The sequence below is a fragment of the Streptomyces sp. NBC_00090 genome (assembly GCF_045160815.1).
Classification (GTDB): Bacteria; Actinomycetota; Actinomycetes; order Streptomycetales; family Streptomycetaceae; genus Streptomyces.
Genome location: NZ_CP108224.1, coordinates 6,754,024 through 6,775,731, shown reverse-complemented (window position 1 = coordinate 6,775,731; position 21,708 = coordinate 6,754,024). Strand labels below are relative to the sequence as shown.

Sequence of the window (21,708 nt, the reverse complement as noted above, 5' to 3'; positions counted from 1 at the left end):
TGGTGCCGTGGTGGTGCGTTTCCAGACTGGCCGCGTTCCGCGACTGGCGATGTAACCGTTTACACATCGGGCGGAGATTCGTCCGCCTGTTCCGCGCGGGGGCGCGCACGCCCCTCGGCGAGCAGCACCAGGACCCGCATGTCGATGACGATGACGGTGCGGTTCGCGGTGCGGACGACGTCCTGTTCCCGCAGCAGGCGCAGCGCCTTGGCCACCGCCTCCCGGGTGGCCCCGATGGCCGCCGCCAGGTCGTGCTGGGGCAGCGGCAGTTCCAGTACGGTCCCGGCGTCGGCCCGCCGGCCGGCGCGCTCGGCCAGTTCGACGAGCCGGGCCGCGAGGCGCTGCAGGACGGTCTCGGAGGCGAGCGCGCGGCGTTCGACGTCGGCGCTGCGCAGCCGGGTGGCGAGCTGGCGCATGATCAGCGAGGTGGCGTGCGGCCGGGCGGCGAGGAAGCGCCGGAACCGGTCGCCGGAGACGGCCACCGCCTCGACCGTGCCGAGGGCGGTGACGGTGGCGCTGCGCGGGCGCAGGTCGACGGCGGCGAGGTCGCCGACGACCTCGCCGGCCCCGCGCAGGGCGAGGATGAGCCGGGAGCCGCGCTCGGTGCCGACGGAGACGACGGACCAGCCGGAGAGCAGGGCGAGGACGTAGGCGGTGGTTTCGCGTTCGCGGATCATCACCTCCCCGGGTTCGTAGACGCGGCGGGCGCCCTCGGCGAGCAGGGAACGGCGGTCTGCCGCCGGAAGGGCGTGGAGGAAGGAGCGGTCCTGGCCGAAAAGACTCATCTCCCGCTCACCCCCGTACCGTCTGCGGACCCTCCGGGGAAGACCGCCCACCGGCGGCCGACCGGGGCCTCTCGCGCGTGTGTTCCCACCTCATGTGGCGTGCGTCGCCACACAGTTGACACTGTGTCACCTCATGGGGTGAAGAACGCTAGAGGTGCGGAACGATCGCGTCAACGCACACGGGGGGCGCAGGGGAGCGCCGTTCTCTGCACCCCTGCGCCCCCCGTCGGAGCAGCACGAAAGAATCGCGGAACAGCCACGGAAGCCGCACCGAAGCGCCGCTGAACGCCCGGGAGAGCCCCTGGACGCCGGCGGGATCGGAGCGCCCTGGGACCTCCCGGTTCGGAGCCCCCGGGACCTCCCCGGATCACTGCCCCGGGGTTTCCCCGAATCGCAGCCCCGGGACTTCCCGGATCGCAGCCCCGGGACCTCCCGGATCACAGCCTCGGGTCGACCGGCTCCGACTCCAATGCGAGGACCGCGAAGACGGCCTCGTGGACCCGCCAGAGCGGTTCGCCGCCCGCGAGCCGGTCGAGCGCCTCCAGGCCGAGCGCGTACTCGCGCAGCGCGAGCGAACGCTTGTGCCCGAGGAAACGCTGCCGCAGTCGCTCCAGGTTCTCCGGTCGGGTGTACTCGGGGCCGTAGATGATCCGCAGGTACTCCCGGCCGCGCACCTTCACGCCCGGCTGCCCGAGCCGCCCCTTGGCGTCGCGGACGAGCGCCGCCAGCGGCTTGACGACCATGCCCTCGCCGCCGGCCCCGGTCAGCTCCAGCCACCAGTCGACGCCCGCGCGGACCGAGGCCTCGTCGCCGGTGTCGACGACGAGCCTGCGGGTGACCTGGAGCAGTCCGGTCGGGTCGTGCTCGACCAGGCGGTCGAGCCAGGCCAGCTGCTCGTCGTGCGGTACGGCCGCGAGCGAGCGCCCGCGCACCGCGAGGAGCTGGAAGGGCGCGAACCGCACGCCCTCCAGGCCCTCGGTCGGCCAGCAGTACCTGCGGTACGCCTCGGTGAACGCGGCCGCGTCCACCTCCCGTTCCCGCTGCTTGGCGAGGAGCCCGTCGAGCCCCTCGACCCCGCGCGCCACCGCCCGCTCCAGGGCGGAGACCGCCCCGGGAAGGACGGCGCCGGAGGCGGCGCCGACCGCCGCGTACTGCGAGCGCAGCAGCCCGGCCGACTTGAGCGACCACGGCATCAGCTCCCCGTCGAGGAGCAGCCAGTCCGTGTCGAGCTCGTCCCACAGTCCGGCGGCGCCGATCGCGGTCCGCAGCCGGTCGAGGACCTGCTCGGTGACGTGCTGATCGTCGAAGAAGGGCCGTCCGGTACGGGTGTGCAGGGCGCCGGTCACCCCGGTGACGCCGAAGCGTTCGCGGGCCGCCTCCTCGTCCCGGCAGACCAGGGCCACCGCCCGGGAGCCCATGTGCTTCTCCTCGCACACGACCCGCTCGACGCCGTCCGCCCGGTACTGGGCGAAGGCCTCGACCGGGTGCTCCAGGTACCCCTCGGCGCGCGAGGTGGCGGTCGGGGCCATGGTCGGCGGCAGGTAGGCGAGCAGCCGCGGGTCGACGGCGAAGCGGCTCATGACCTCCAGGGCCGCCGCCGCGTTCTCCTCCCGCACGGCGACGTTGCCGAGCTGCCGGGTCTCCACGATCCGCCTGCCGTGCACGTCGGCCAGGTCCAGCGGGCGCCCCTCGCGCCCGCCGGGCGCCTCGGTCACGAGCGGCCGGGCCGGCTCGTACCAGACCTGCTCGGCGGGTACGTCGACGAGTTCGCGCTCCGGCCAGCGCAGCGCGGTCATCTTCCCGCCGAAGACGGCTCCGGTGTCGAGGCAGATGGTGTTGTTGATCCACGAGGTGTTCGGTACGGGCGTGTGGCCGTACACGACGGCGGCCCGGCCCCGGTAGTCCTCCGCCCACGGGTAGCGCACCGGCAGCCCGAACTCGTCGGTCTCCCCCGTGGTGTCCCCGTACAGCGCGTGCGAACGCACCCGGCCGGAGGTCCGGCCGTGGTACTTCTCCGGCAGACCCGCGTGGCAGACGACGAGCGCGCCGCCGTCGAGGACGTAGTGGCTGACGAGCCCGTCGATGAACTCCGCGACCTCCGCGCGGAACTCCTCGCTCTCGCCCGCCAGCTGCTCGATGGTCTCGGCGAGTCCGTGCGTCTCCTGGACCTTCCTCCCCTTCAGCCAGCGGCCGAGCTTGTTCTCGTGGTTGCCGGGGACGCACAGGGCGTCGCCCGCGGCGACCATCGCCATCACCCGGCGCAGGACGCCCGGCGAGTCGGGGCCCCGGTCGACGAGGTCGCCGACGAAGACCGCCGTACGCCCCTCGGGGTGGTGGCCGTCCTCGTAACCGAGCTCGGTGAGCAGGGTCTCCAGCTCCGACCGGCAGCCGTGGATGTCACCGATGATGTCGAAGGGGCCGGTGAGGTGGCGCAGGTCGTTGAAGCGGCGCTCCAGGACGATCCCGGCGGCCTCCACCTCCTCGACGGAGCGCAGGACGTGGACCTTGCGGAAGCCCTCGCGCTCCAGTCCGCGCAGCGAACGGCGCAGCTCGCGGCGGTGGCGCTGGATGACGTGCGCGGGCATGTCCGCGCGGTCGGGACGGCCCGCGTTCCGCTCGCGGCACACCTGCTCGGGCAGGTCGAGGACGATCGCGATGGGCAGCACGTCGTGCGACCTGGCCAGCTGGACGAGCTGGCGCCGGGCCTCCTGCTGCACGTTGGTGGCGTCGACGACGGTCAGCCGCCCCGCCGCCAGCCGCTTCCCGACGATGTAGTGGAGGACGTCGAAGGCGTCCTTGCTCGCGGACTGGTCGTTCTCGTCGTCGGCGACGAGCCCCCGGCAGAAGTCGGAGGAGACGATCTCGGTCGGCTTGAAGTGCCGCCGGGCGAAGGTGGACTTGCCGGAGCCGGTGGCGCCGACGAGCACCACGAGGGACAGGTCGGTGACGGGCAGGTTGCGCTGCCCGGTGCCGGCGGTGGTGCTGATGCTGGTGGTCATGCCTGATCCTCCTTCTCGGCGGTCGTGGCCTCGGTACGGGTGAAGACGGCCATCTGCGTGGGCGGTCCGACCTCGGGGTCGTCGGGGCCGACGGGGGTGAACTCCACGCCGTACCCGTACTGCCCGGCGACACTTGCCGCCCAGCCCCGGAACTCCTCCCGGGTCCATTCGAAGCGGTGGTCGCCGTGCCGGACGTGTCCGGCCGGGAGCGACTCCCAACGCACGTTGTACTCGACGTTCGGCGTGGTCACGAGCACCGTACGGGGCCGGGCCGAGCCGAACACCGCGTACTCCAGAGCCGGCAGCCTCGGCAGGTCCAGGTGCTCGATCACCTCGCTGAGCACGGCCGCGTCGTAGCCGGCGAGCCGCTTGTCGGTGTACGCGAGCGAGCCCTGGAGCAGCGTGACCCGGGCGGCCTGCCGCTCCCCCATCCGGTCGAGCCGGAGCCGGCGCGCGGCGACGGTCAGTGCCCGTACGGACACGTCGACGCCGACGATCTCGGTGAAGCGCACGTCCTTGAGCAGCGACTGCACCAACTGACCCTGCCCACAGCCCAGATCGAGCACGCGGGCCGCTCCGGCGGTGTGCAGCGCGGCGAGGATCGCCTCCCTGCGCTGCTCGGCGAGCGGCACCGGCCGCTCCTCCGTGTCGCTGGTCTCGTCGACGGCGTTGTCGACGTCCTCGACCTCCAGCCCCTCGGCCTCGGCGAGCCGCACCAGCTCAAGGCGTTCCGTCGCCTCCCTGGTCAGGCCCCAGCGGCGCGACAGGTAGCGCGCGGTGATCAGCTGCCGCTCGGGGTGACCGGCGAGCCAGCCGTCCCCGGCGCGCAGCAGCTTGTCGACCTCGTCGGGCGCGACCCAGTAGTGCTTGGCGTCGTCGAGGACGGGCAGCAGGACGTACAGCTGGTTGAGGGCGTCCGCGAGCCGCAGCTCGCCCTCCAGGACCAGGCGTACGTAGCGGGAGTCGCCCCACTCGGGGAACTCCTCGTCCAGCGTGACCGGTTCGGCCTCCACCGTGTGCCAGCCCAGCGGCGCGAAGAGCGCGCGCACGAGGTCGGCACCGCCGCGCGCGGGGAGCGCGGGGACCTCGATCCGCAGGGGCAGCGGAGCGGCGGCCCTCTCGGGCATCGTCTGGCACACGCCGTGCAGCGCGGTCTTGAAGACCTTCGCGAGCGCGACGGCCAGCAGCGAGGACGCCGCGTAGGGCCGGTCGTTCACGTACTGCGCGAGCGCGGCGTCGGGGGCGCCGCCCCGGCCCTTGCCCTTGCCGCGGCGCACCAGCGCCACGGGATCCACCTCCAGGAGGAGTGCCGCGGTGCACCGCTCGGCGCTCGCCTCTGGATAGAGGACATGCGCGGTGCCGTGCGAGGTCGAGAACGCCTGCGCCCGCTCGGGATGCTTGTGCAGCAGAAACCCCAGGTCAGTGGCGGGGTTCTGCTCGTTGCCGGTGGTGGAGATCGTCAGGAACACGTGTCGAGTATGGGCAGGTGCGGGCTCATGGCGGTACTGGTTTACCCGTGGACAGCAGAAGACCCGTAGTCCGCCTTGAGCGCCTGAGAGATCGCCCCACACAAAGAGGCCGGCGATCTCCTTCGTCGGCCATGGTTCAGTCTTCGGTCGTGGGCCAGGTCTTCTCCCAGACCAAGTCAAGGCGTCGGTATGCGTCGTCGAACCAGGCATCGACCAGTGGGACGGTGACCGTCACCGTCGTCAGTGACGATGAGTGGTCCTTGATCGTGACCTGACACCGGTCATCGTCCTCGTCGAGTTCGATGAACAGCCACGGAGCGCGTTCCCCCTCGCGCCAGGCGATGTCCTGTCCCGCGTCGAGCGAGTCCAGGGCCTGCTGCCACTGCCGCAGGTCCTCGAGAAAGATCCAGGTCTTGAGGGTGCCACGGACGAAGGGCGTATCGACCAGGAACTCTCCGACCAGGGCATCGGTCTCTGTGTGACGCTTCCACTCCTCTTTCTCCGTGATCCGGAGAATGACGCTGTTGCCGTCCCCCTCCAGACGGATCAGGTCGATCGGATCCTCAGCCATGACTACCCCTCCCGACTCGCTCACGCTGCCGAACACTAATCGTCCGCACAGACACAGGACCGATTGAGGTGTGTCAGGCCGCGTGTGCTTCAGGGCGTTCGCCGAGGTGTCCTTGTGCGAAGCGGGCTCCGGCGCGGACGAGGGCGACGACGTGGGGTGCATGCGCCCCGCCGCCTACGACGGCGGCTTGGGCGTCCCGGAGGCGAGGGCCCCGGCCAGAGCGGCGATCGCGGACGGACCGACGCGGCAGCAGCCACCGATCAGGCGGGCTCCGCCTCCCGCCCAGGCGGCTGCCCTGGGCGGGTCGAAGGCGACGGCACCACGCCAGCCCCGGGCCCCCGTGTCCCAGCGCTCCCCGCTGTTCGGATAGACCACTGCCGGTCTCCCGGTCACGGCGGCGGCGAGCTCCACGGCGGCCCCCGCCCCGGCCGGGTCGCAGCAGTTGATCCCGACCGCCACCACTCGGGCGTTCCCGGCGGCGACCGCGAAGGCGTCCGCCAGCTCCTGTCCGGCCCGGGTCCGCCCGCCCTCGACGGTGTACGAGAGCCACACGGGCACCCCGCACCCCTCGACCGCCCTCAGCAGCGCCTCCGCCTCGTCCACGTCCGGCACGGTCTCCAGCGCCAGGGCATCGGGCCCGGCCGCGGCGAGCGCCTCGATCCGGGGCCGGTGGAACCGTTCGAGCTCCCGCACCGACAGCCCGTACCGTCCCCGGTACTCGCTCCCGTCCGCGAGCATCGCGCCGTACGGCCCGACGGACGCGGCGACCCAGACCTCCTCCCCGGCCCCCTCCGCCGCCGCCCGGGCGAGCTCCACGCTCCGCGCGAGGAGCCGCTCCGTCTCCGCCCGGCCCACGCCCCGCCGGGCGAAGCCCTCGAAGGTGGCCTGGTAGGAGGCGGTGGTGACCACCCGGGCGCCGGCCCGTACGTACGCCGCGTGGGCCGCCTCGATCTGCTCGGGAGCGTCGGCCAGGAGCCGCGCGGACCAGAGCGCGTCCGAGAGGTCGCAGCCCTGCGCCTCCAGCTGGTTGGACAGCCCGCCGTCGAGAACGAGCGGCCCCTCCCGGAGGGCCTCGGCGAGCGTACGTACCGGCTTCATCGGATCTCCCCGCTCATCCCAGCTGCGACTGGACCTGTGCGGAGATCAGCTCCAGGTGGTCCAGGTCCTCCAGGTCGAGGACCTGGAGGTAGGCCCGGGAGGAGCCGATGGCCGCGTACCGCCCGAGCTTGTCGACGACCTCGGCGGGCGAGCCCGCGAGACCGTTCGCCTTGAGCTCGGCCACGTCCCGCCCGATGGCGGCGGCCCGGCGGGCCACCTCGGCGTCGTCCCGGCCGACGCAGACGACCAGCGCGTTCGAGTACACGAGGTCTCCGGCCGGCCGCCCCGCCGCCTCCGCGGCGGCCCGGACCCTGCCGAACTGCCGCTCGCTGTCCTCCAGCGAGGCGAACGGGATGTTGAACTCGTCCGCGTACCGCGCGGCCAGCCTCGGGGTACGGCCCGCGCCGTGCCCCCCGATCAGCACGGGGATCCGGTCCTGAGCGGGCTTGGGCAGCGCGGGCGAGTCGGTGAGCCGGTAGTACTCCCCCTCGTAGGAGAAGGTCTTGCCGAGCTCGGTCTCCCACAGACCGGTGACGATCGCCAACTGCTCCTCCAGCCGGCCGAACTTCTCCTTGGGGAACGGGATGCCGTAGGCCTTGTGCTCCTCCTCGAACCAACCGGCGCCCAGACCCAGTTCGACCCGTCCGCCGGACATCCGGTCGACCTGGGCGACCTGGATGGCGAGGACTCCGGGCAGCCGGAAGGTACCGGCGGTCATCAGGGTGCCGAGGCGGATCCGCTTCGTCTCCCTGGCCAGCCCGGCCAGGGTGATCCAAGCGTCCGTCGGCCCGGGAAGCCCGTCGGAGGAGCCCATGCCGAGGTAGTGGTCGGAGCGGACACGTTGCTACCTACCTTGTATATGAGCCCTGACCTGCAAGTACTTCCATCGTGGCACGCAAAAGCCCCCGTCGCCCTCCACGGGGGAGGATGACGGGGGCTGTCAGGGGTCAGGCGTGCTGCAAGTCGGGCAGCAACTCCCGCGCCTGCTTCATCAGGACCTCGTCGTCGAGGATCGTCGTGTTCCCCTTCTCGTCCGTAAAGGTCTCGTCCGACAGGAGGCGGAAGCGTCCGACGTACAGCTCACTGTGCCCGTACATGTTTCCGCCGTTGCTCTTCGGCTTCTCGTGCGCATCGATTTCCAGGGCCCATTTAGCCGAGGGAAGGTCCAGGCACCCCGGCTTGGCGACGGCGCGGGCGCTCCAGGCAGCCACAAGACCCACTCTGCATGCGCCAGCCGGTCAGAGGTGTTGCACGGGCGGGGCGCGTAGCCGACCTCTATCGACATGCGTCCCGCCCGCTCACCGAGTGGGGGTCTCGCGAGGACCGTCCACACGGGCCTGGCTCCGCTCCCCCAGCTCGGGACAGTCCCCGCAGATGAGGCCGTGAGGGGGAAGCGGAAATCTAGAGTCGAGCGACTATGGCCGCGACGGTGCACACCCACAGGGCGGCGCCGAGTGTGACGGCGATGGCGTGCTTCACTCGTCGCGCACCACGACGGCCACGTCCTCGTACTGTCGGGCAAAGATTCCGTGCCCGGTCTCTCCCGTGTGCGCCATGCAGTCCACGTCAGCCCGCTTCGCGTCAGACGTCGGGGCGACGGACCACCCGCAGCCGGCGCGAAGGCACCGGGCGGTGCAGGTGACCTCCGAGTCGGGGTGCCGAGTTATGCGATGCGTGGCAAAGCGCAGAGCTCGTTTTGGATCTCCTTGATCTCCTCACGCTGACGCTTGAGAGCGTGCTCCGCCTCGTCGGCCGCGAGCTGCGCCCGTTCGCGCTGGAGCGTCGTAGCCTTCGGATCCTTCATGACCCGAGCAAGCTCCTCCTGCGCCTCCTTGACGCGGAGAACGGCGTCTCGCTCGTCGAGGGCGGAGTCCTCCAGCCGGCTAGACAGCTCCTTACGCTGCTTCTCCAGCTCTTCCCGCTGCTTCGCGAGCTCCTCCGACACCTCGCGGTGAGCCTTGGCGAGATCCTCCTCCGCCTTCAGCGCGTCACGCTTGGCGTCGGTGAGGGACCGTTCCGCGCGTTCGACGGCTTCAGCCGCCTGGCGACGCTGGTCCGCGGCACGGATACCGGTCTGTGCGAGGGCCCGTTCCGCGTCCTCGATGGCCCGGTTGGACTGAACGATCGAGCGCTCCGCGTTGCGATAGGCCGTCGCCAAAGAAGCCTGTGCGCCCGCAAGCTGAAGAGCCTGCGACGCTGCCTGTTGCGCAGCTCGGGCCGTAGCGGCGGAACCACGAAGAGCGGCGTTCGCGGCGTCGTCCTGCGCTGCCTTCTGCGCAGTGAGTACTTCCGTCACGCCCTTGATGGCGGGGACGGCCGCAAGAGCGAAGGCGCCAACTCCTGCGCCAGCAGCCGTCGCCATGGCGACCACAGAGCCGAGACCCGCGGCGATGACGGGGCCGAGAGGAATGGCCATCAGCACGGCCATCTGAATCCCGAGCGACATCAGCGCGGACCTGGCGCCCGACGTGTCGACGTCGACGTTCAGGTCTACGTCAGCGGCGTCCACAGCCGCAATCTCGGCTCGGAGCTCCGCCAGTGCCGCGCGGGCAGTAGCTGTGTCCGCCCGGACCGCGATGTTCGGGTGGGACGCTCCGAGACGCTGGAGCTCCGCGTCAATACGACGGACCTCCGCCTCCGCGGCTGCCACGTCAACGTCGATGCCGATGCGCTTGCCGGCGAGGATCTCCATGCGGGCACAAAGGCGGGCCAGTTCGGCGTCTACGCCGGTGTCACTGAGCCGGACGTCGAGCTTCGGCATGGCCTTGAAGGCGGCTTCGAGCTTCGTCCGCAGCGAGCGCGCGAAGGCGCCACCCGTGTCGGAGCCTTGCCGCGTTGCCTGGCGCTGCGCAGCCTGCCCTCCGGCCTGGACCGCCTGAGGCAGGGCAGCCGCAACCCGCCGAGCGATCTCGTCGCTCATGCGGTCGCCGATGATCCGTCCGGCTTCCTGTCCGACCCGATCCGCCGCAGGGATCGCGATCCGCTGCATGTGACGGTGGAAGTTTGGGGCGATCGGCACGACGCCGACACCGACGCTGCCGACGATGTCGTGGTCGACGGGCATCAGATGGTCTCCGTTGGCTGTGCACGACCGTTCAGCGCGGCGTCAAGGGTGAGCATCTGCCGGGACTCCCACTCAGTGCGGGGTGACCATGGCGTCCGTACTAGCTCAAGGGCGTATTCCGCCCACATCCGGCACAGGACGGAGCAGTACGGATCGACGACGATGTCTCCAGTGGTCGTCATCGTCGGCATCGGCGTGCGCGTGCAGTTCGGCCGCAGGCACGTGGTCGGGTCGGTCATGGGGGTACCTCTCGCTGTGGGCATGCGAAAGGCCCACAGCGGCAGGCTGGGGGCCTTCGGGTTGGGGGCAGTCAGGCTGTACTGCACTGGCGGCGCTTTGCGGCGGCGCCTGGTCCGGCGATGTCACCTCCTGTGCGCTTCCAGCCGGTGTGCTCGCGGCCACCGGTTCGCTGGATTGCGGCGCATGTTGACGTGGGATCTTGGGGAACGGCTCGTCGGGTGCCGTCCAAAGCGGGCACACCTCGACGCAGTGCAGCTGACTGCAACCGCCGGTGTCCCCGGCGCGGTGGTGCAGTGGACCGCGTGGGGGAAGGACTTTGAAGCACGGCACGCATCGCTAGACGACATCGCCAACCTGGTGGGGCAGCGCCCCATCAAGCAACTTGAGCTCCAGGTAAGCGAAGCAACCACACCCACCAGCCCTGTTGTTACAGTGACATTCGGCGACCGAGCAGGGCGGACCCGGCAGTTCTTCCTAGGGTTCTTCATGACGTGGGATCTCAGTTGGGATACCCGCCTTCAGGTGCGCCACTCGACCCGCACGAGGGCTGAAGACAAGCTGCACCAGCTCGTCTCTGATCTGCGGCGCACCCAAGTGCTCAGGAAGTTCACGAAGTTCATCGCGCTTCTATGCCTGCTGTGGCAGACGTCGCTTCTGTGGTCGATGCTGCGCTGGGTCGGAACTAAGGACTTCCCATCACCAAGTGATGCCATCGCGTTCGTCCTGGCGACGACGATAGTCCTGCTCATACCCCACGCAGCGGCTGACTTCCTACTCTCGTTCAGAGCCCAAGTAGCCCCTGCGCCCACGGGATGGTGGAATCAGCTCGTCGCCAATGCCAATCTCAACACGGCGCTTGGCGCCATCTTCGGCTTGCTCAGTCTGCTTGTAGCCGTCGCGGTAGCTGTGAAGGAGTTCACAGGCGGGAGCTAGCCGCTACGCCGTCAGCTTGGAAACCACCGCGGAGAGGTCCGCGAGGATCGACGGGCAGGAACCATGTCGGCGTCCCGTCATTGCGATGTATCGGCCGGTCCCGTAGATCTCCACGGCCGTACCGTCGGGGCGTCGAATGCGGCGTCCCTGTCGGACGTCCGCACGGCCCCAGATGTGCAGCCCGTCTCCGGACGGGGACACCTCTACGTAGGTGGTGCCCGCGTCTCGGAGGATGGCTGCGGCCCACGGCGCCAGACGGCCCGTGAGCGGGTTGAGACAGTGGTCCAGGTCGATGCACGCGATGTCGTCGGCGTCCGAGAGGACGAAGCCCAGACCTACGCCGACCGTCGAAGCGGTGGCGTCCTTGTGGGTGCTCCAGGTCCGCGAGTTCGTCGACGAAGCAGCCGTGCCGGCCGTCGTCAGCGGGACCTTACCCGCGGCTCTACGTACCCACCTGTCGCGGGTCGTCAGCTCTTCGGGAAGCGCGTTCTTCGCTGCGCGGGACAGTGCCTTACGACAGCGAGGGGAACAGGTGCGTGCGTGCGAGCGCGCCATGAGCGGCAGCTCGTTGGGGCACATCGCGCACGTCCTCTTCATGGGTTCAGCATAGTAGGAGCGCGTCACACTTTCAAGCCTCCCACCTGCACCTTTCATAGCGTCGGCCATGCCGGCGAGTCACACTTTCGGGGCTAGGTCGACACCCCGATGCCCCTTGGAAGGGCTGTGCGGCCGTCTCCGGGCCTACCGCGCGGCAGAGCCGACCGGCCTCGCCCAGATCTCCCAGACCCGTACACGGGGAGGGGACCAGCACCTGTACGGTCAGGACGTTTGCCGGTTGGGGGTCACCCCCCTGGTCTGGGCTACTCGATCTTGGCCGCGAAGCCGGCGCGGGGCTCCCGACGATCACCGTCGGCCAGCTCGCCGCGGATCTCCAGGCGGCTCGGAACGAGCTCCAGCGTCATCGTGGTGACCGCCTGGCCGGCTCGCGTCCCGATCTTGACCTTCGGAGCGCTCGCGAGCTTCCCGACGTCGACGCCGTTGACGCTCACGTGCGTCACGCTCACGCCCTACGCTCAGGGCATGCTGAAGAAGCTGCTGAAGAAGCTCGCGCTGCCGTCGATACAGGACGCTGCCGGCGAGGCGTTCAAGCGCGGGGACACCGTCTTCAGCTACCGCTTCCATCCGTCCCCGTCACCAAAGAATCAGGACGGTGACGTCGCTCGCGCGATCATGGACGTGGAAGCGATCGGCTGGACGTTGCTCAGCCAGGTACCAGAAGGCGAGGGCTTGGGCAGGTTCGTCAGCCTGACGTTCCGCCGGCGCGAGTCAGGAGTTCCACACGCCTAGCGGGCCGTCGATGGCTTCGATGAACTCCAACATCCGCCGGCCCGATGGACGCAGGCGCATCCACTCAAGCGTGTGCCGCTCGGTCGCTGCGTCGTAGTCGCCCTCTGCCCATTCCCGGCGCCAGGAGCGCGTCTCGCGGGCTCTCATGACCTTCGGCATGAACTTGGGCCGTGGTCTGTGCGACGCCCGGCAACGAGGCATACAGCCTGTCCCTTCGTAACCCGCAGATCCCAGCATGCGCGCCATGCGGCCTCCTCGTCAGAGCGTGATCGGTGTCAGCGTCAGTTCCGCGTGGGCCACGTCGATCTGCATCTGACCGCCGTAGTCCTGGACGTCGAACGGGCCGAAGATCTTCTGTTCACCTGCAACAAGCGACGCCGTCCGGTGCGTTACCGCCTGGCCGTCGACGGTCCGTGCGATGCGGAACGTGACGATGCGCGCCACCGTCGCCCCGGTGTTCTTCACCAGGACCACGGTTCGGCCGTCGTTGGTCATCACGTGATTGTCGGTCGCGTTGCCCGCAGTCGTCGTCAGGGCGACGCCGTCACGGGTTGGGGTGGTCACGGGGACGGTCACTCGGGGCATGTGGGCTCCAGGGGTTCAACCCCGGGCCCAATGGCCGTCGGGGTGCTACGTCGGAACGGCAGGATTCGAACCTGCGGCCTCCGAATCCCAAAGCCGGCGCTCTACCGCTGAACTACGTTCCGTTGCACTGGCGTTAGGCCTGCGATACCGTCATCCGTGCCACAGCGCTGTTTGGAACCACACTGTGGTGGCTGTGCCCTACCCCGAATTGACAGGAGTCGAACTGACGTTACTGGCCCTCGCCGTCCTGGCGGAGGCTCGGAAGCCCGACCCTTCGGCTTCCCCATGGAGACTTCACCCACAGGTGAGGTGTGTCTTCATGCAGCACGCGTCAGCGATATCTCGGGAGGAAACAGCGTGTCGTCCAACACCGCCACCACATGTACGCACCCGGTCCGCGATCTTGTGATCGTCGTTCTCGGGGGTCTCGTGGTTGGCCTCTTCGCCTTCATCGCCGTCACACAGCTTGGCGGACAGTCGCTCGACGCACTCAAGGCCGCCGGAACCTCATGGGGAGTGTTCTCCGGCGCGGGGCTCGTCGGCCTTCAGCACCTCAAGCGCAACTAGCAACGCCCAAAGGGGCGGTCCTCAGCGGGCCGCCCCTTAAGGATGTCTGTACCGCGCGAGGGATGCGTGTCAACCTCTCCGTCAGCTCCCGGTCCGCTCCGGCCCTGGCGGGTGAATATCGGACCCTCTGGCGGGCCGCGTCCGCCCCGGCCAGTGACCGGGGCCGGGGACCCGTCGTTGGCTCGGGCGGAGCCGGACCGCCCGGCCCGCGTGCCGGCGGCCGCTGCCGGTGCGTCGTTCTCTCTCGTGTCCCCGCCCTCGACGGCGGGGTCCGCGCCGAGGAGTCCCCATGTCCCAGGAAGCCGCGCCGGAGCGGGCCGTGCCCGAGCCCTCCGCTCCGCCGTCCGTGCCCGCACAGAAGGACGCCGGCGCCCCCAAGGGCCTGCTCCAGCAGATGGAGAAGCTGATGGCGGCGCTCTCCGCCGACCTCTCCCAACTGGACGCCGACCTCCAGTCCTCGGCCGACCGCCCGGACCCGCAGCCCCTGCGGCCCGGCTCCGGCCGGCAGGGCCCCGACCACCACGGCTCTGGCCACCACAGCTCCGACCACGGCAACGCGCGGCCCTCCTTCTAGAACCTCCCCGGCACCACGCAGCCCCCGGCCGATCGCCGTCCGCCGTTCACGCCGGACCCGGCCCGGGGCCCGCCCTGCCCCGGGCCCGGTCGGGCGGGCGGGCCCTCTCATGGCCGCGCACCGCGAGCCGCCGCAGCATCCCGCCCACCCGGTCGCTCGACTCGTCGACCGCGTCGATGGCCTCGATGCACTGCCAGTAGAGCCCCTCCTCGTCGGTGGCGCAGGCCACCCCCACGAGCGCGATCCCCACCTCACCGAGCAGCGCCCCGAGCGCGGTCAACGCCGCACTCGGATCGCCCACTTCCGTCAGCTGCGCCGCACGCGGCCCACCGGCCCCCCAGGCCGGGTACTCCCCGATCTCGCTCAGTCCGCGCGCCTCGCCGCGCACCTCCAGCGGCCCGCAGAGCGCGAGATGACTTCCTATCGCCTGGGCGAGGGCCTGGGCCTGCCAGGCCTCCGCCACGATGTCCTGTGCCGTCCCGCTCTCCGCCAGCGCGTGCCGCCCGGCCGCGATGAGCCGTTCTGCCTCCATCAACGCCGCCCCCGTTCGTACGACTTACCGCCCACTCATTCCATTACCCAGAGTGAGGCAGCCTGAGCCTCATCACCAGGGGAATTCGGAAATCTGTGGACAGTAGGCCCGATGGGGAAAAGTCGATCACTCCGAAGAGTGACGATCTCCCGTCTCGGCCCCGTCGTCACCCCCTCCGGCCCGTCTCCGGGCGGGAAATCGGACCTCGTTCCTGTCGATCTTCGCCGCCAGCGCCGCCAGCGGATCGACCCCGAGCACCTCGCAGAACTGGAGCAGATAGGCGAGCACGTCGGCCACCTCGTCGGCGACCCGGTGCCCCGACTCGGGTTCGTCCATCACCCGTTCCGCCTGCTCGGGGGTCAACCACTGGAAGATCTCCAGCAGTTCGGCCGCCTCCACGCTGAGCGCCGCCGCCAGGTTCTTGGGCGTGTGGTACGGCTGCCAGTCGCGGGCCGCCGCGAACTCGGCCAGCCGCCGCTGCAGCACCGCCACGTCGTTCCCTGCCGCGTTCACGGCCTCACGCCCTGCCGCATTCACAGCCTCCTGCCCCGCCCCGCTCACTGCCTCGTGCCCCGCCCCGCTCACTGCCGCGTTCCCTGCCTCGTTGTCCGTCACCCGGTCAGGTCTACCACCGTCACCCCGGGAGTTCGCCGCGCCTCCCCCGCCGTCCGCTCCCCGACCGCCGCCGCGACCCGGATGTGGCCGTCGGCGGCGATGCCCGCGGCGAGGTCGAGCAGTTCGCGCACCTGGCGCCCGTCGAGCCCCCGGTCCAGGCCGTCGGCGAGCAGCGTCAGGCTCTGCATGGCGTCGGGCACCTCGGCGATCCGGTCCATCGCGAGCACACCGGGGCCCGTGAGCAGGGTGAGCGCCAGGGCGAGGTAGCGCAGTTCACCGTCCGCGAGCCGGCCGAGCGGGGTAGCGGGGAGCCGGCCGCCCCTTTCGAGGACCGCGCGGACGGTGCCCTCCGGCAGTTCCTGCACACCGAGCCCGGCGACGGGCCCCGCGCAGCCGGCTCCCGCCACGGCGGCGAGGCGCTGGTGCCGGCGCGGGCAGTCCGTGTGCGTGCGGTGCAGGACCTCGGCGAGGTTGGCGCAGCCGCGCCGCAACCGCCCCTCGCCGGGAAGGACGGGGGCCCGCATCCCCTCGGGCCGGGGGTCGCAGGGGAAGGCGGACCGCACGCCGATGACCAGCTGTTCGGCGGCGGCCAGGACCTCCAGCTGGCCGGGGGTCTTGCCCGCGACCCGCAGCGGGAGCAGGGCCGTACCGAGCAGGTCGTCGGGGAGCGGGGCCCGGGTGACGGGGGTGGCGCCGGCCGTGTGCCACTCGGCCTGGACGGTGGTGCGGCCCGGGTCGCGGAGCGCGGTGGCGAGCAGTGTGCGGCCCCGGCGGGTGAGCCGCTCGCCGACGATACGGAGCCGGGGTTCGGCCTGGACGGCGAGGTCGAGGTGGACGGGGCCGGCCGGTCCGTCGACCGTGCACCCGATCCGGAAGCCGCGCCGGCCCTGGGCGTCGGGCCTGGCGCGTTCGGGGACGCAGTCGGCGGCGTCGGGGAAGACCTCGTCGAGGGGGTCGCCCGCGCCGAGCCGGGCCAGCGCCTCGTACGCCCGCAGGGTGGTGGACTTGCCGCTGCCGCTGGGCCCGGCGAAGAGGGTGACCGGCCCGAGCGCGTGCACGGCGCCGCGGTGGCCGGCGAACGCGGAGAGGCGCAGCTCGGTGACGGCGGGCCGGGCGGCCCCCCGCCCGGCGGGGGATCTGCGCACCGACGGCGCCAGGCGCTCCGCGTCCGCCGGCCCCCGCGCCTCGGGCACGCCGCCGGGGGCCGCGGCGCCGGAAGGATCGGCAGCCCCTGAACGGCCGCTCCCGGAAGGAGCGGTGTCGGCGGGTACGGAGCCGGAGGGGTGGGCGTGTGGCGTGCGGGCGAGCGTGCTGCCGCCGGTGAGGTCCATGCCCGGACCGTACGCAGCCCGCCCTCTGACGAACCGTTACGTCCAGATGACCTTCCTACGAACGGGGGACCCCGGAGGACCGGCCGCCCACGACCTCCTCCTCGTCCTCGCCCTCCGCACCCTCGACCTCCGTACCGGCCGGGGCGAGCAGAAAAACGTTCCGGTCGACGCGGTGCATCCCGCTGCCTAGACCGAAGACGACCCCGCTGCTGAAGTCGAGGATGCGCTTGGCGACATCCGTGTCGGCGCTCGTCAGATCGAGGAGGACCGGGATCTGGGCGACGAGGTACTCGGCGACCTCACGGGCGTCGGCGAACACCTGGACCCGCAGCACGACCATGCGGCGCTGCTCGGCGGACTCGTACTGCTCGGGGATCGTGCGGTGGTCGACCCTGGACGGCCATTCGTCACGGCCGCGCAGGGGCACGACCTGGGCGAGGCCCTCCCACTGCTCGTCGGTGACGTCGTACCTCTCGTACCTACTCATGGGCACATCCTCCCGCTCCTCACCCGTTCGGCCCAACAACGACACGAGGTGATGGGGTGAAGGACGGTGGGACCGTCAGGCGAAGGTCTTGGCCAGCCTGCGCAGACCTTCCCGGATCTCCTCGGCCGAGTGCGTGGTGAACGACAGCCGCATCGCGCCCGGGTCCGGCTCCCCGCAGAAGAACGGCGCCCCCGGCACGTACGCCACCTCGTGACCGATGGCGGTCTTGAGGAGTGCGGTCGCGTCGTGGCCCTCGGGAAGGGTCGCCCAGATGAACATGCCGCCGTCGGGGCGGTTCCAGCGGCTGCCGTCGGGCAGCGCGGCCGCCAGGCCGTCGAGCATCGCGTCCCTGCGCTCCTGGTACGCGGCCCGCATCACGGCGACGTGCGCGTCGAGGTCGCTGTCGCGCAGATAGCGGGCCGCCGCGGCCTGGTCGATGGTCGACGTGTGCAGGTCGGCGGCCTGCTTGGCGATCACGCAGGCGCGACGCAGCCCGGCGGGGGCGCGCAGGAAGCCGAGCCGGAGCCCGGGGGCCATCACCTTGGAGAAGGAGCCGAGGAGGACGGTCCGGTCGGCGGCCGCGGGGTCGGCGGCGATCCAGGGGACGCGCTCGCCGTCGTAGCGGAGCTCTCCGTACGGGTCGTCCTCGACGATCCAGAATCCGTGCCGCGCGGCGGCCTCGGCGACGGCGGCGCGGCGCTCGGCGGGGAGTGTGCGGCCCGTGGGGTTCTGGAAGGTGGGGACGAGGTAGAGGAGCGTGGCCTTCTCGCGCGCGGCGATCTCCTCGAGCGCGGCCGGGACGAGTCCCTGGTCGTCGGTGGGTACGGGGACGACGCGGGCGCCGGCGAAGGCGAAGGTCTGGAGGGCCGCGAGGTAGCAGGGGTCCTCGACGAGCACCACGTCACCCGGCTCGACGAGGGCGGTGGTGAGGAGGGTGAGGGCCTGCTGCGAACCGGTGGTGACCAGCAGGTCCTCGGGGTCCGTGGGCAGTTCGCGCGCGGCGAGCCGGGCGGCGATCGCGGTGCGCAGCTCCGGGTCGCCCTCGGTGGTCGAGTACTGGAGCGCCTGCTGCGGGTTCTCGGCCAGGACGCGGTCGTACGCCGCGCGAATGCCCGCGACGTCGAAGAGCTCGGGGGCGGGCAGGCCCCCGGCGAAGGAGATCACCTCGGGTCGCGCGGTGAGCGCCAGGATCTCCCGTACCGGTGACGACGCGACGTTGCCCAGCCGCGAGGCGGTGGTGGGGGTGGACGCGGAGGAGGCGGTGGCGTTCGCGGACGTCGCGGCGGCAGAGAGCATGGCGCCAGCATATAGAGAGCCGTCGCGCTGTCCAGAGTGTTCGAATCCCTCTGGGCGTGGCCGAGTTGACGTGCTCCGGCACACGCCCGGGACGGAATCAGGCCGTTCCGCCCTCCCCCTCCGATCGTCCTCCCCTCCGATCGTCCTCCCTCCGATCGCGCTCCCCCTCCGATCGCCCTACCGGGTCGTCGCCCGGCCGACCGGTTCGTCGCGGCCCTCGGCCCAGAGGGAGCGCACGTGGCCGAGGTGGCGGAGCATGCACGCCTCGGCGCCGCGCGCGTCTCCGGCCAGCATCAGATCGAGGAGTTCGAGGTGCTCCTCGGCGGAGGAGACCAGTCTGCCCGCCTCGTCCAGTCCGGTCAGGCCGTAGAGGCGGGAGCGCTTGCGCAGCTCCCCCACGGTCTCGACCAGGCGGTCGTTGCCGGAGAGCGCGAGGAGGGCGAGGTGGAAGCGGCGGTCGGCCTCCAGATAGCCGATGAGGTCGTGCTCCCGGGCTCGGGAGACGATCTCGTCGGCTATGGGACGGAGTTCCTCCAGCTGCTCCCGGGTGGCCCTCTCCGTGACGCGGCCGATCGTGGGGACCTCGATGAGGGTGCGCAGTTCGGTGAACTGGTCGAGGTCCCGTTCGCTGACCTCGGTGATGCGGAAGCCCTTGTTGCGGACGGGCTCGACGAGGCCCTCCCGGGCCAGGTCGAGCATCGCCTCACGGACGGGGGTCGCCGAGACGCCGAGGTCGGCGGCGAGGCCGGGGGCCGAGTAGACCTGGCCGGGGCGGAGTTCGCCGGCGATCAGGGCGGCCCGGAGGGCGTGCGCGACCTGGTCGCGGAGCCGCTCCTGCGCTCTCACGAGGCCGTACTGTTTCAGGTCACCCATCGTGCGCCCTCCGAGAAGTCAGGGAGGGGCATCGTACAATGTCACGTTTCTCCGTCCAGGGGTGCGGTGTCCGACCGGGGCCGAAGCGGGGGCTCAGAGGAGGAACCCGGCGGGGAAGGGGTCTTCGGGGTCGAGGAAGTACTGGGCCGTGCCGGTGATCCATGCCCGGCCGGTGACGGTCGGGACGACGGCGGGCACCCCGCCCACGACGGTCTCCCCGACGAGCCGCCCGGTGAACTCCGTCCCGATGAAGGACTCGTTGACGAAGTCGGTGTGCTGGGGAAGGAGTCCCCGGGCGTGCAGCTGGGCCATGCGGGCGCTGGTCCCGGTGCCGCAGGGGGAACGGTCGAACCAGCCGGGGTAAATGGCCATGGCGTGGCGCGAGCGGGTCGCGTCGGAGCCGGGCGCGGCGAGGTAGACGTGCTTCACACCGGCGAAGGCCGGGTCCTCTGGGTGGACGGGCCGGTCGGGTCCCGCGTTGATCGACTCCATGACGGCGAGTCCGGCGGCGAGCAGTTCGTCCTTGTGGGCGCGGTCGAAGGGCAGCCCCAGGGAGTCGAGCTCGACGAAGGCGTAGAAGTTCCCGCCGTACGCGAGGTCGTAGGTGACGGTGCCGAGACCGGGCACCTCCGTCTTGAGGTCGAGTCCGACGGAGAACGCGGGAACGTTGGTGAAGGTGACGGAGCACGCCCGGCCGTCCTCGACGCGGACGTCGACGCTGACGAGTCCGGCCGGGGTGTCGAGGCGGACGGTGGTGACGGGTTCGACGACCGGCACCATGCCGGTCTCGACGAGGACGGTGGCGACGCCGATGGTGCCGTGTCCGCACATCGGCAGCAGCCCGGACACCTCGATGTAGAGGACTCCGTAGTCGGCGTCGGGGCGGGTGGGGGGCTGGAGGATCGCGCCGCTCATCGCCGCGTGGCCCCGCGGCTCGAACATCAGGAGCGTACGGAGGTGGTCCAGGTGCTCGATGAAGTGCAGCCGCCGCTCGGCCATCGTGGCACCGGGGATGACCCCGACGCCGCCGGTGATCACCCGGGTGGGCATGCCCTCGGTGTGCGAGTCGACGGCGTGGAAGACATGACGCGTACGCATGGGTTCACCTTCGGAGGTACGGACGGAGGGACGATCGTTCCTGGTGTGCCGGGTTCACGCGTGACCCGCGGCGAGGACCTTCTCGGTCGCGGCGCGCACGACGGCGTCCTGCTCGGGCGTCAGCGGCGGGCGCGGCGGCCGGGTGGCTCCGCCGTGGCGGCCCGCGAGGTCCATGGAGAGCTTGATCGCCTGGACGAACTCGACCTTGGAATCCCAGCGGAAGAGCGGGTGCAGGGACTTGTAGAGCGGGAGCGCGGTGTCGAGGTCGCCGGCGACGGCGGCCCGGTAGAGGGTGGCGCAGCTGCGGGGAAGGGCGTTGGTGTACCCGGCGATCCAGCCGACCGCGCCGGCCAGGGCCAGCTCGAGGAGGACGTCGTCGGCGCCGATGAGCAGGTCCAGCTCCGGGGCGAGTTCGGCGATCTCGTACGCCCTGCGGACGTCTCCGCTGAACTCCTTGACGGCGACGATGCTGCCCTCGGCGTGCAGGCGCGCGAGCAGCGCGGGCGTGAGGTCGACCTTGGTGTCGAGGGGGTTGTTGTACGCGACGACGGGCAGGCCGACTTCGGCGACCTCCGCGTAGTGGGCGCGTACGGCCCGCTCGTCGGCCCGGTAGGCGTTGGGCGGCAGCAGCAGGACCGAGCCGCAGCCCGCCTCGGCCGCCTGCTCCGCCCAGCGGCGGGACTCGGCGCTCCCGTACGCGGAGACGCCGGGCATGACCCGCGCCCCGTCGCCGGCGGCCGCGACGGCGGTACGGACGACGCGGGCGCGCTCCTCGTCGGTGAGGGTCTGGTACTCGCCGAGGGAGCCGTTCGGCACGACGCCGTCGCAGCCGTTGGCGATCAGCCAGGCCACGTGCTGGGCGTACGCGTCGTAGTCGACGGAGCGGTCGTCGCGCAAAGGGAGGGCGGTGGCGACCATGATGCCGTGCCAGGGGTGGGCGCGGTGCGCGGGAACGTGCTCGTGGACCATGAATGACTCCCTTATATAGTGTGTGACATTTTACTTACCCACATGAAGCCCACAAGGGTTCCGCGCGAAGGAGTTCGGCCGGGGCCGCGACCGCCGGACGCCGGACGGCGAGGAGGGTGCCGGGGCCGGACGCCGAGGCCGGACGCCGAGGCCGGACGGCGGGTCCGCGCCCGGCCCGCCCGCACCTCGGCCCCGCACCGGTCCCGTTCCGCTCGGAACCCTGCCTGACCAGCGGAGACCGAGCGATCGCACACGATGGGGACGCCGTCTCCGAG

23 protein-coding genes, 1 tRNA gene and 1 pseudogene are annotated in these 21,708 nt (G+C 71.2%); 4 read left to right on the top strand and 21 right to left on the bottom strand.

Features of this window, described 5'->3' with window-relative positions; translation table 11 throughout:
* Positions 1-59: 59 nt before the first annotated feature.
* The 9 genes and pseudogenes from OG361_RS30270 to OG361_RS30230 all read right to left on the bottom strand — a co-directional run bounded on the left by OG361_RS30270 (position 60) and on the right by OG361_RS30230 (position 10,225).
* On the bottom strand, positions 60-785 hold the full coding sequence (locus tag OG361_RS30270) for a Crp/Fnr family transcriptional regulator (RefSeq protein ID WP_384571438.1): 726 nt from the start codon (positions 783-785) through the stop codon (positions 60-62).
* A gap of 437 nt (positions 786-1,222) precedes the next feature.
* On the bottom strand, positions 1,223-3,784 hold the full coding sequence (locus tag OG361_RS30265; protein ID WP_405858523.1) for a polynucleotide kinase-phosphatase: 2,562 nt from the start codon (positions 3,782-3,784) through the stop codon (positions 1,223-1,225).
* The gene (locus OG361_RS30260; protein ID WP_405858521.1) at positions 3,781-5,253 is read right to left on the bottom strand and encodes a 3' terminal RNA ribose 2'-O-methyltransferase Hen1; all 1,473 of its coding nucleotides are present in this window, start codon (positions 5,251-5,253) and stop codon (positions 3,781-3,783) included. Before OG361_RS30260 ends, OG361_RS30265 begins: the two co-directional genes overlap by 4 nt.
* 136 nt (positions 5,254-5,389) lie before the next feature.
* Positions 5,390-5,824 (bottom strand): DUF5959 family protein, encoded by a 435-nt coding sequence (locus OG361_RS30255; RefSeq protein ID WP_405858519.1) that lies wholly within the window; start codon positions 5,822-5,824, stop codon positions 5,390-5,392.
* A gap of 174 nt (positions 5,825-5,998) precedes the next feature.
* Entirely contained in the window at positions 5,999-6,922 is a 924-nt protein-coding gene (mmuM, locus tag OG361_RS30250; protein ID WP_405858517.1) for a homocysteine S-methyltransferase, read from the bottom strand.
* 13 nt (positions 6,923-6,935) lie between these two features.
* A pseudogene (locus OG361_RS30245) lies at positions 6,936-7,757 on the bottom strand (TIGR03560 family F420-dependent LLM class oxidoreductase); the annotation flags it as partial.
* 112 nt (positions 7,758-7,869) lie between these two features.
* Positions 7,870-8,133, bottom strand: a complete 264-nt coding sequence (locus tag OG361_RS30240; RefSeq protein WP_405858515.1) for a hypothetical protein — start codon at positions 8,131-8,133, stop codon at positions 7,870-7,872.
* A gap of 452 nt (positions 8,134-8,585) precedes the next feature.
* On the bottom strand, positions 8,586-9,986 hold the full coding sequence (locus tag OG361_RS30235) for a hypothetical protein (RefSeq protein WP_405858513.1): 1,401 nt from the start codon (positions 9,984-9,986) through the stop codon (positions 8,586-8,588).
* Entirely contained in the window at positions 9,986-10,225 is a 240-nt protein-coding gene (locus tag OG361_RS30230) for a hypothetical protein (protein WP_405858511.1), read from the bottom strand. Before OG361_RS30230 ends, OG361_RS30235 begins: the two co-directional genes overlap by 1 nt.
* A 250-nt stretch (positions 10,226-10,475) precedes the next feature.
* Between OG361_RS30230 and OG361_RS30225 the strand changes: the two genes are divergently transcribed.
* Positions 10,476-11,159, top strand: coding sequence for a hypothetical protein (locus OG361_RS30225; protein ID WP_405858510.1), 684 nt, complete (start codon positions 10,476-10,478; stop codon positions 11,157-11,159).
* A gap of 3 nt (positions 11,160-11,162) precedes the next feature.
* Here OG361_RS30225 and OG361_RS30220 read toward each other — a convergent pair whose 3' ends face one another.
* Both OG361_RS30220 and OG361_RS30215 read right to left on the bottom strand, forming a co-directional pair.
* Positions 11,163-11,756, bottom strand: a complete 594-nt coding sequence (locus OG361_RS30220; RefSeq protein WP_405858508.1) for a DNA primase — start codon at positions 11,754-11,756, stop codon at positions 11,163-11,165.
* 263 nt (positions 11,757-12,019) lie between these two features.
* Positions 12,020-12,217 carry a hypothetical protein gene (locus OG361_RS30215; RefSeq protein ID WP_405858506.1) on the bottom strand — a complete coding sequence of 66 codons (198 nt, stop codon included), beginning with the start codon at positions 12,215-12,217 and terminating at the stop codon, positions 12,020-12,022.
* 22 nt (positions 12,218-12,239) lie between these two features.
* On the opposite strand from OG361_RS30215, the gene OG361_RS30210 reads away from it, so the two are divergent.
* On the top strand, positions 12,240-12,506 hold the full coding sequence (locus tag OG361_RS30210) for a hypothetical protein (RefSeq protein WP_405858504.1): 267 nt from the start codon (positions 12,240-12,242) through the stop codon (positions 12,504-12,506).
* 258 nt (positions 12,507-12,764) lie between these two features.
* Here the strand turns inward: OG361_RS30210 and OG361_RS30205 are convergent, their stop codons facing one another.
* Positions 12,765-13,070 carry a hypothetical protein gene (locus OG361_RS30205; protein ID WP_405858502.1) on the bottom strand — a complete coding sequence of 102 codons (306 nt, stop codon included), beginning with the start codon at positions 13,068-13,070 and terminating at the stop codon, positions 12,765-12,767.
* 71 nt (positions 13,071-13,141) lie between these two features.
* Positions 13,142-13,213 (bottom strand) — tRNA-Pro (locus tag OG361_RS30200).
* Positions 13,214-13,448: 235 nt separating this feature from the next.
* Here OG361_RS30200 and OG361_RS30195 point away from each other — a divergent pair.
* Both OG361_RS30195 and OG361_RS30190 read left to right on the top strand, forming a co-directional pair.
* Entirely contained in the window at positions 13,449-13,658 is a 210-nt protein-coding gene (locus OG361_RS30195; RefSeq protein WP_405858501.1) for a hypothetical protein, read from the top strand.
* A 289-nt stretch (positions 13,659-13,947) separates the two neighbouring features.
* Positions 13,948-14,232, top strand: a complete 285-nt coding sequence (locus OG361_RS30190) for a hypothetical protein (RefSeq protein WP_405862738.1) — start codon at positions 13,948-13,950, stop codon at positions 14,230-14,232.
* A gap of 46 nt (positions 14,233-14,278) precedes the next feature.
* Here the strand turns inward: OG361_RS30190 and OG361_RS30185 are convergent, their stop codons facing one another.
* The 8 genes from OG361_RS30185 to OG361_RS30150 form a co-directional block, all read right to left on the bottom strand.
* Positions 14,279-14,764 carry a DUF6099 family protein gene (locus tag OG361_RS30185; RefSeq protein WP_405858499.1) on the bottom strand — a complete coding sequence of 162 codons (486 nt, stop codon included), beginning with the start codon at positions 14,762-14,764 and terminating at the stop codon, positions 14,279-14,281.
* 126 nt (positions 14,765-14,890) lie between these two features.
* Positions 14,891-15,277 carry a nucleotide pyrophosphohydrolase gene (locus tag OG361_RS30180; RefSeq protein ID WP_405858497.1) on the bottom strand — a complete coding sequence of 129 codons (387 nt, stop codon included), beginning with the start codon at positions 15,275-15,277 and terminating at the stop codon, positions 14,891-14,893.
* A gap of 98 nt (positions 15,278-15,375) precedes the next feature.
* A complete protein-coding gene (locus OG361_RS30175) occupies positions 15,376-16,710 on the bottom strand; it encodes an ATP-binding protein (RefSeq protein WP_405858495.1) in 1,335 nt (444 codons plus the stop codon).
* Between the two features lie 55 nt (positions 16,711-16,765).
* Positions 16,766-17,197, bottom strand: coding sequence for a cell division protein SepF (locus tag OG361_RS30170; RefSeq protein ID WP_405858493.1), 432 nt, complete (start codon positions 17,195-17,197; stop codon positions 16,766-16,768).
* 75 nt (positions 17,198-17,272) lie between these two features.
* Positions 17,273-18,493 carry a PLP-dependent aminotransferase family protein gene (locus tag OG361_RS30165; RefSeq protein ID WP_405858491.1) on the bottom strand — a complete coding sequence of 407 codons (1,221 nt, stop codon included), beginning with the start codon at positions 18,491-18,493 and terminating at the stop codon, positions 17,273-17,275.
* 177 nt (positions 18,494-18,670) lie between these two features.
* Positions 18,671-19,366 carry a GntR family transcriptional regulator gene (locus tag OG361_RS30160; RefSeq protein WP_405858489.1) on the bottom strand — a complete coding sequence of 232 codons (696 nt, stop codon included), beginning with the start codon at positions 19,364-19,366 and terminating at the stop codon, positions 18,671-18,673.
* 93 nt (positions 19,367-19,459) lie between these two features.
* A complete protein-coding gene (locus OG361_RS30155) occupies positions 19,460-20,464 on the bottom strand; it encodes a proline racemase family protein (protein ID WP_405858487.1) in 1,005 nt (334 codons plus the stop codon).
* Positions 20,465-20,518: 54 nt separating this feature from the next.
* On the bottom strand, positions 20,519-21,433 hold the full coding sequence (locus OG361_RS30150; protein ID WP_405858485.1) for a dihydrodipicolinate synthase family protein: 915 nt from the start codon (positions 21,431-21,433) through the stop codon (positions 20,519-20,521).
* Positions 21,434-21,708: the final 275 nt, after the last annotated feature.

Coding starts and splice junctions, on each gene's coding strand:
- OG361_RS30170 (WP_405858493.1), bottom strand. CDS start 17,197: ATGAGTAGGTACGAGAGGTACGACGTCACCGACGAGCAGTGGGAGGGC.
- OG361_RS30235 (WP_405858513.1), bottom strand. CDS start 9,986: ATGCCCGTCGACCACGACATCGTCGGCAGCGTCGGTGTCGGCGTCGTG.
- OG361_RS30160 (WP_405858489.1), bottom strand. CDS start 19,366: ATGGGTGACCTGAAACAGTACGGCCTCGTGAGAGCGCAGGAGCGGCTC.
- OG361_RS30220 (WP_405858508.1), bottom strand. CDS start 11,756: ATGAAGAGGACGTGCGCGATGTGCCCCAACGAGCTGCCGCTCATGGCG.
- OG361_RS30185 (WP_405858499.1), bottom strand. CDS start 14,764: ATGGAGGCAGAACGGCTCATCGCGGCCGGGCGGCACGCGCTGGCGGAG.
- OG361_RS30190 (WP_405862738.1), top strand. CDS start 13,948: ATGTCCCAGGAAGCCGCGCCGGAGCGGGCCGTGCCCGAGCCCTCCGCT.
- OG361_RS30165 (WP_405858491.1), bottom strand. CDS start 18,493: ATGCTCTCTGCCGCCGCGACGTCCGCGAACGCCACCGCCTCCTCCGCG.
- OG361_RS30210 (WP_405858504.1), top strand. CDS start 12,240: ATGCTGAAGAAGCTGCTGAAGAAGCTCGCGCTGCCGTCGATACAGGAC.
- OG361_RS30230 (WP_405858511.1), bottom strand. CDS start 10,225: ATGACCGACCCGACCACGTGCCTGCGGCCGAACTGCACGCGCACGCCG.
- OG361_RS30155 (WP_405858487.1), bottom strand. CDS start 20,464: ATGCGTACGCGTCATGTCTTCCACGCCGTCGACTCGCACACCGAGGGC.
- OG361_RS30150 (WP_405858485.1), bottom strand. CDS start 21,433: ATGGTCCACGAGCACGTTCCCGCGCACCGCGCCCACCCCTGGCACGGC.
- OG361_RS30255 (WP_405858519.1), bottom strand. CDS start 5,824: ATGGCTGAGGATCCGATCGACCTGATCCGTCTGGAGGGGGACGGCAAC.
- OG361_RS30175 (WP_405858495.1), bottom strand. CDS start 16,710: ATGGACCTCACCGGCGGCAGCACGCTCGCCCGCACGCCACACGCCCAC.
- OG361_RS30265 (WP_405858523.1), bottom strand. CDS start 3,784: ATGACCACCAGCATCAGCACCACCGCCGGCACCGGGCAGCGCAACCTG.
- OG361_RS30270 (WP_384571438.1), bottom strand. CDS start 785: ATGAGTCTTTTCGGCCAGGACCGCTCCTTCCTCCACGCCCTTCCGGCG.
- mmuM (WP_405858517.1), bottom strand. CDS start 6,922: ATGAAGCCGGTACGTACGCTCGCCGAGGCCCTCCGGGAGGGGCCGCTC.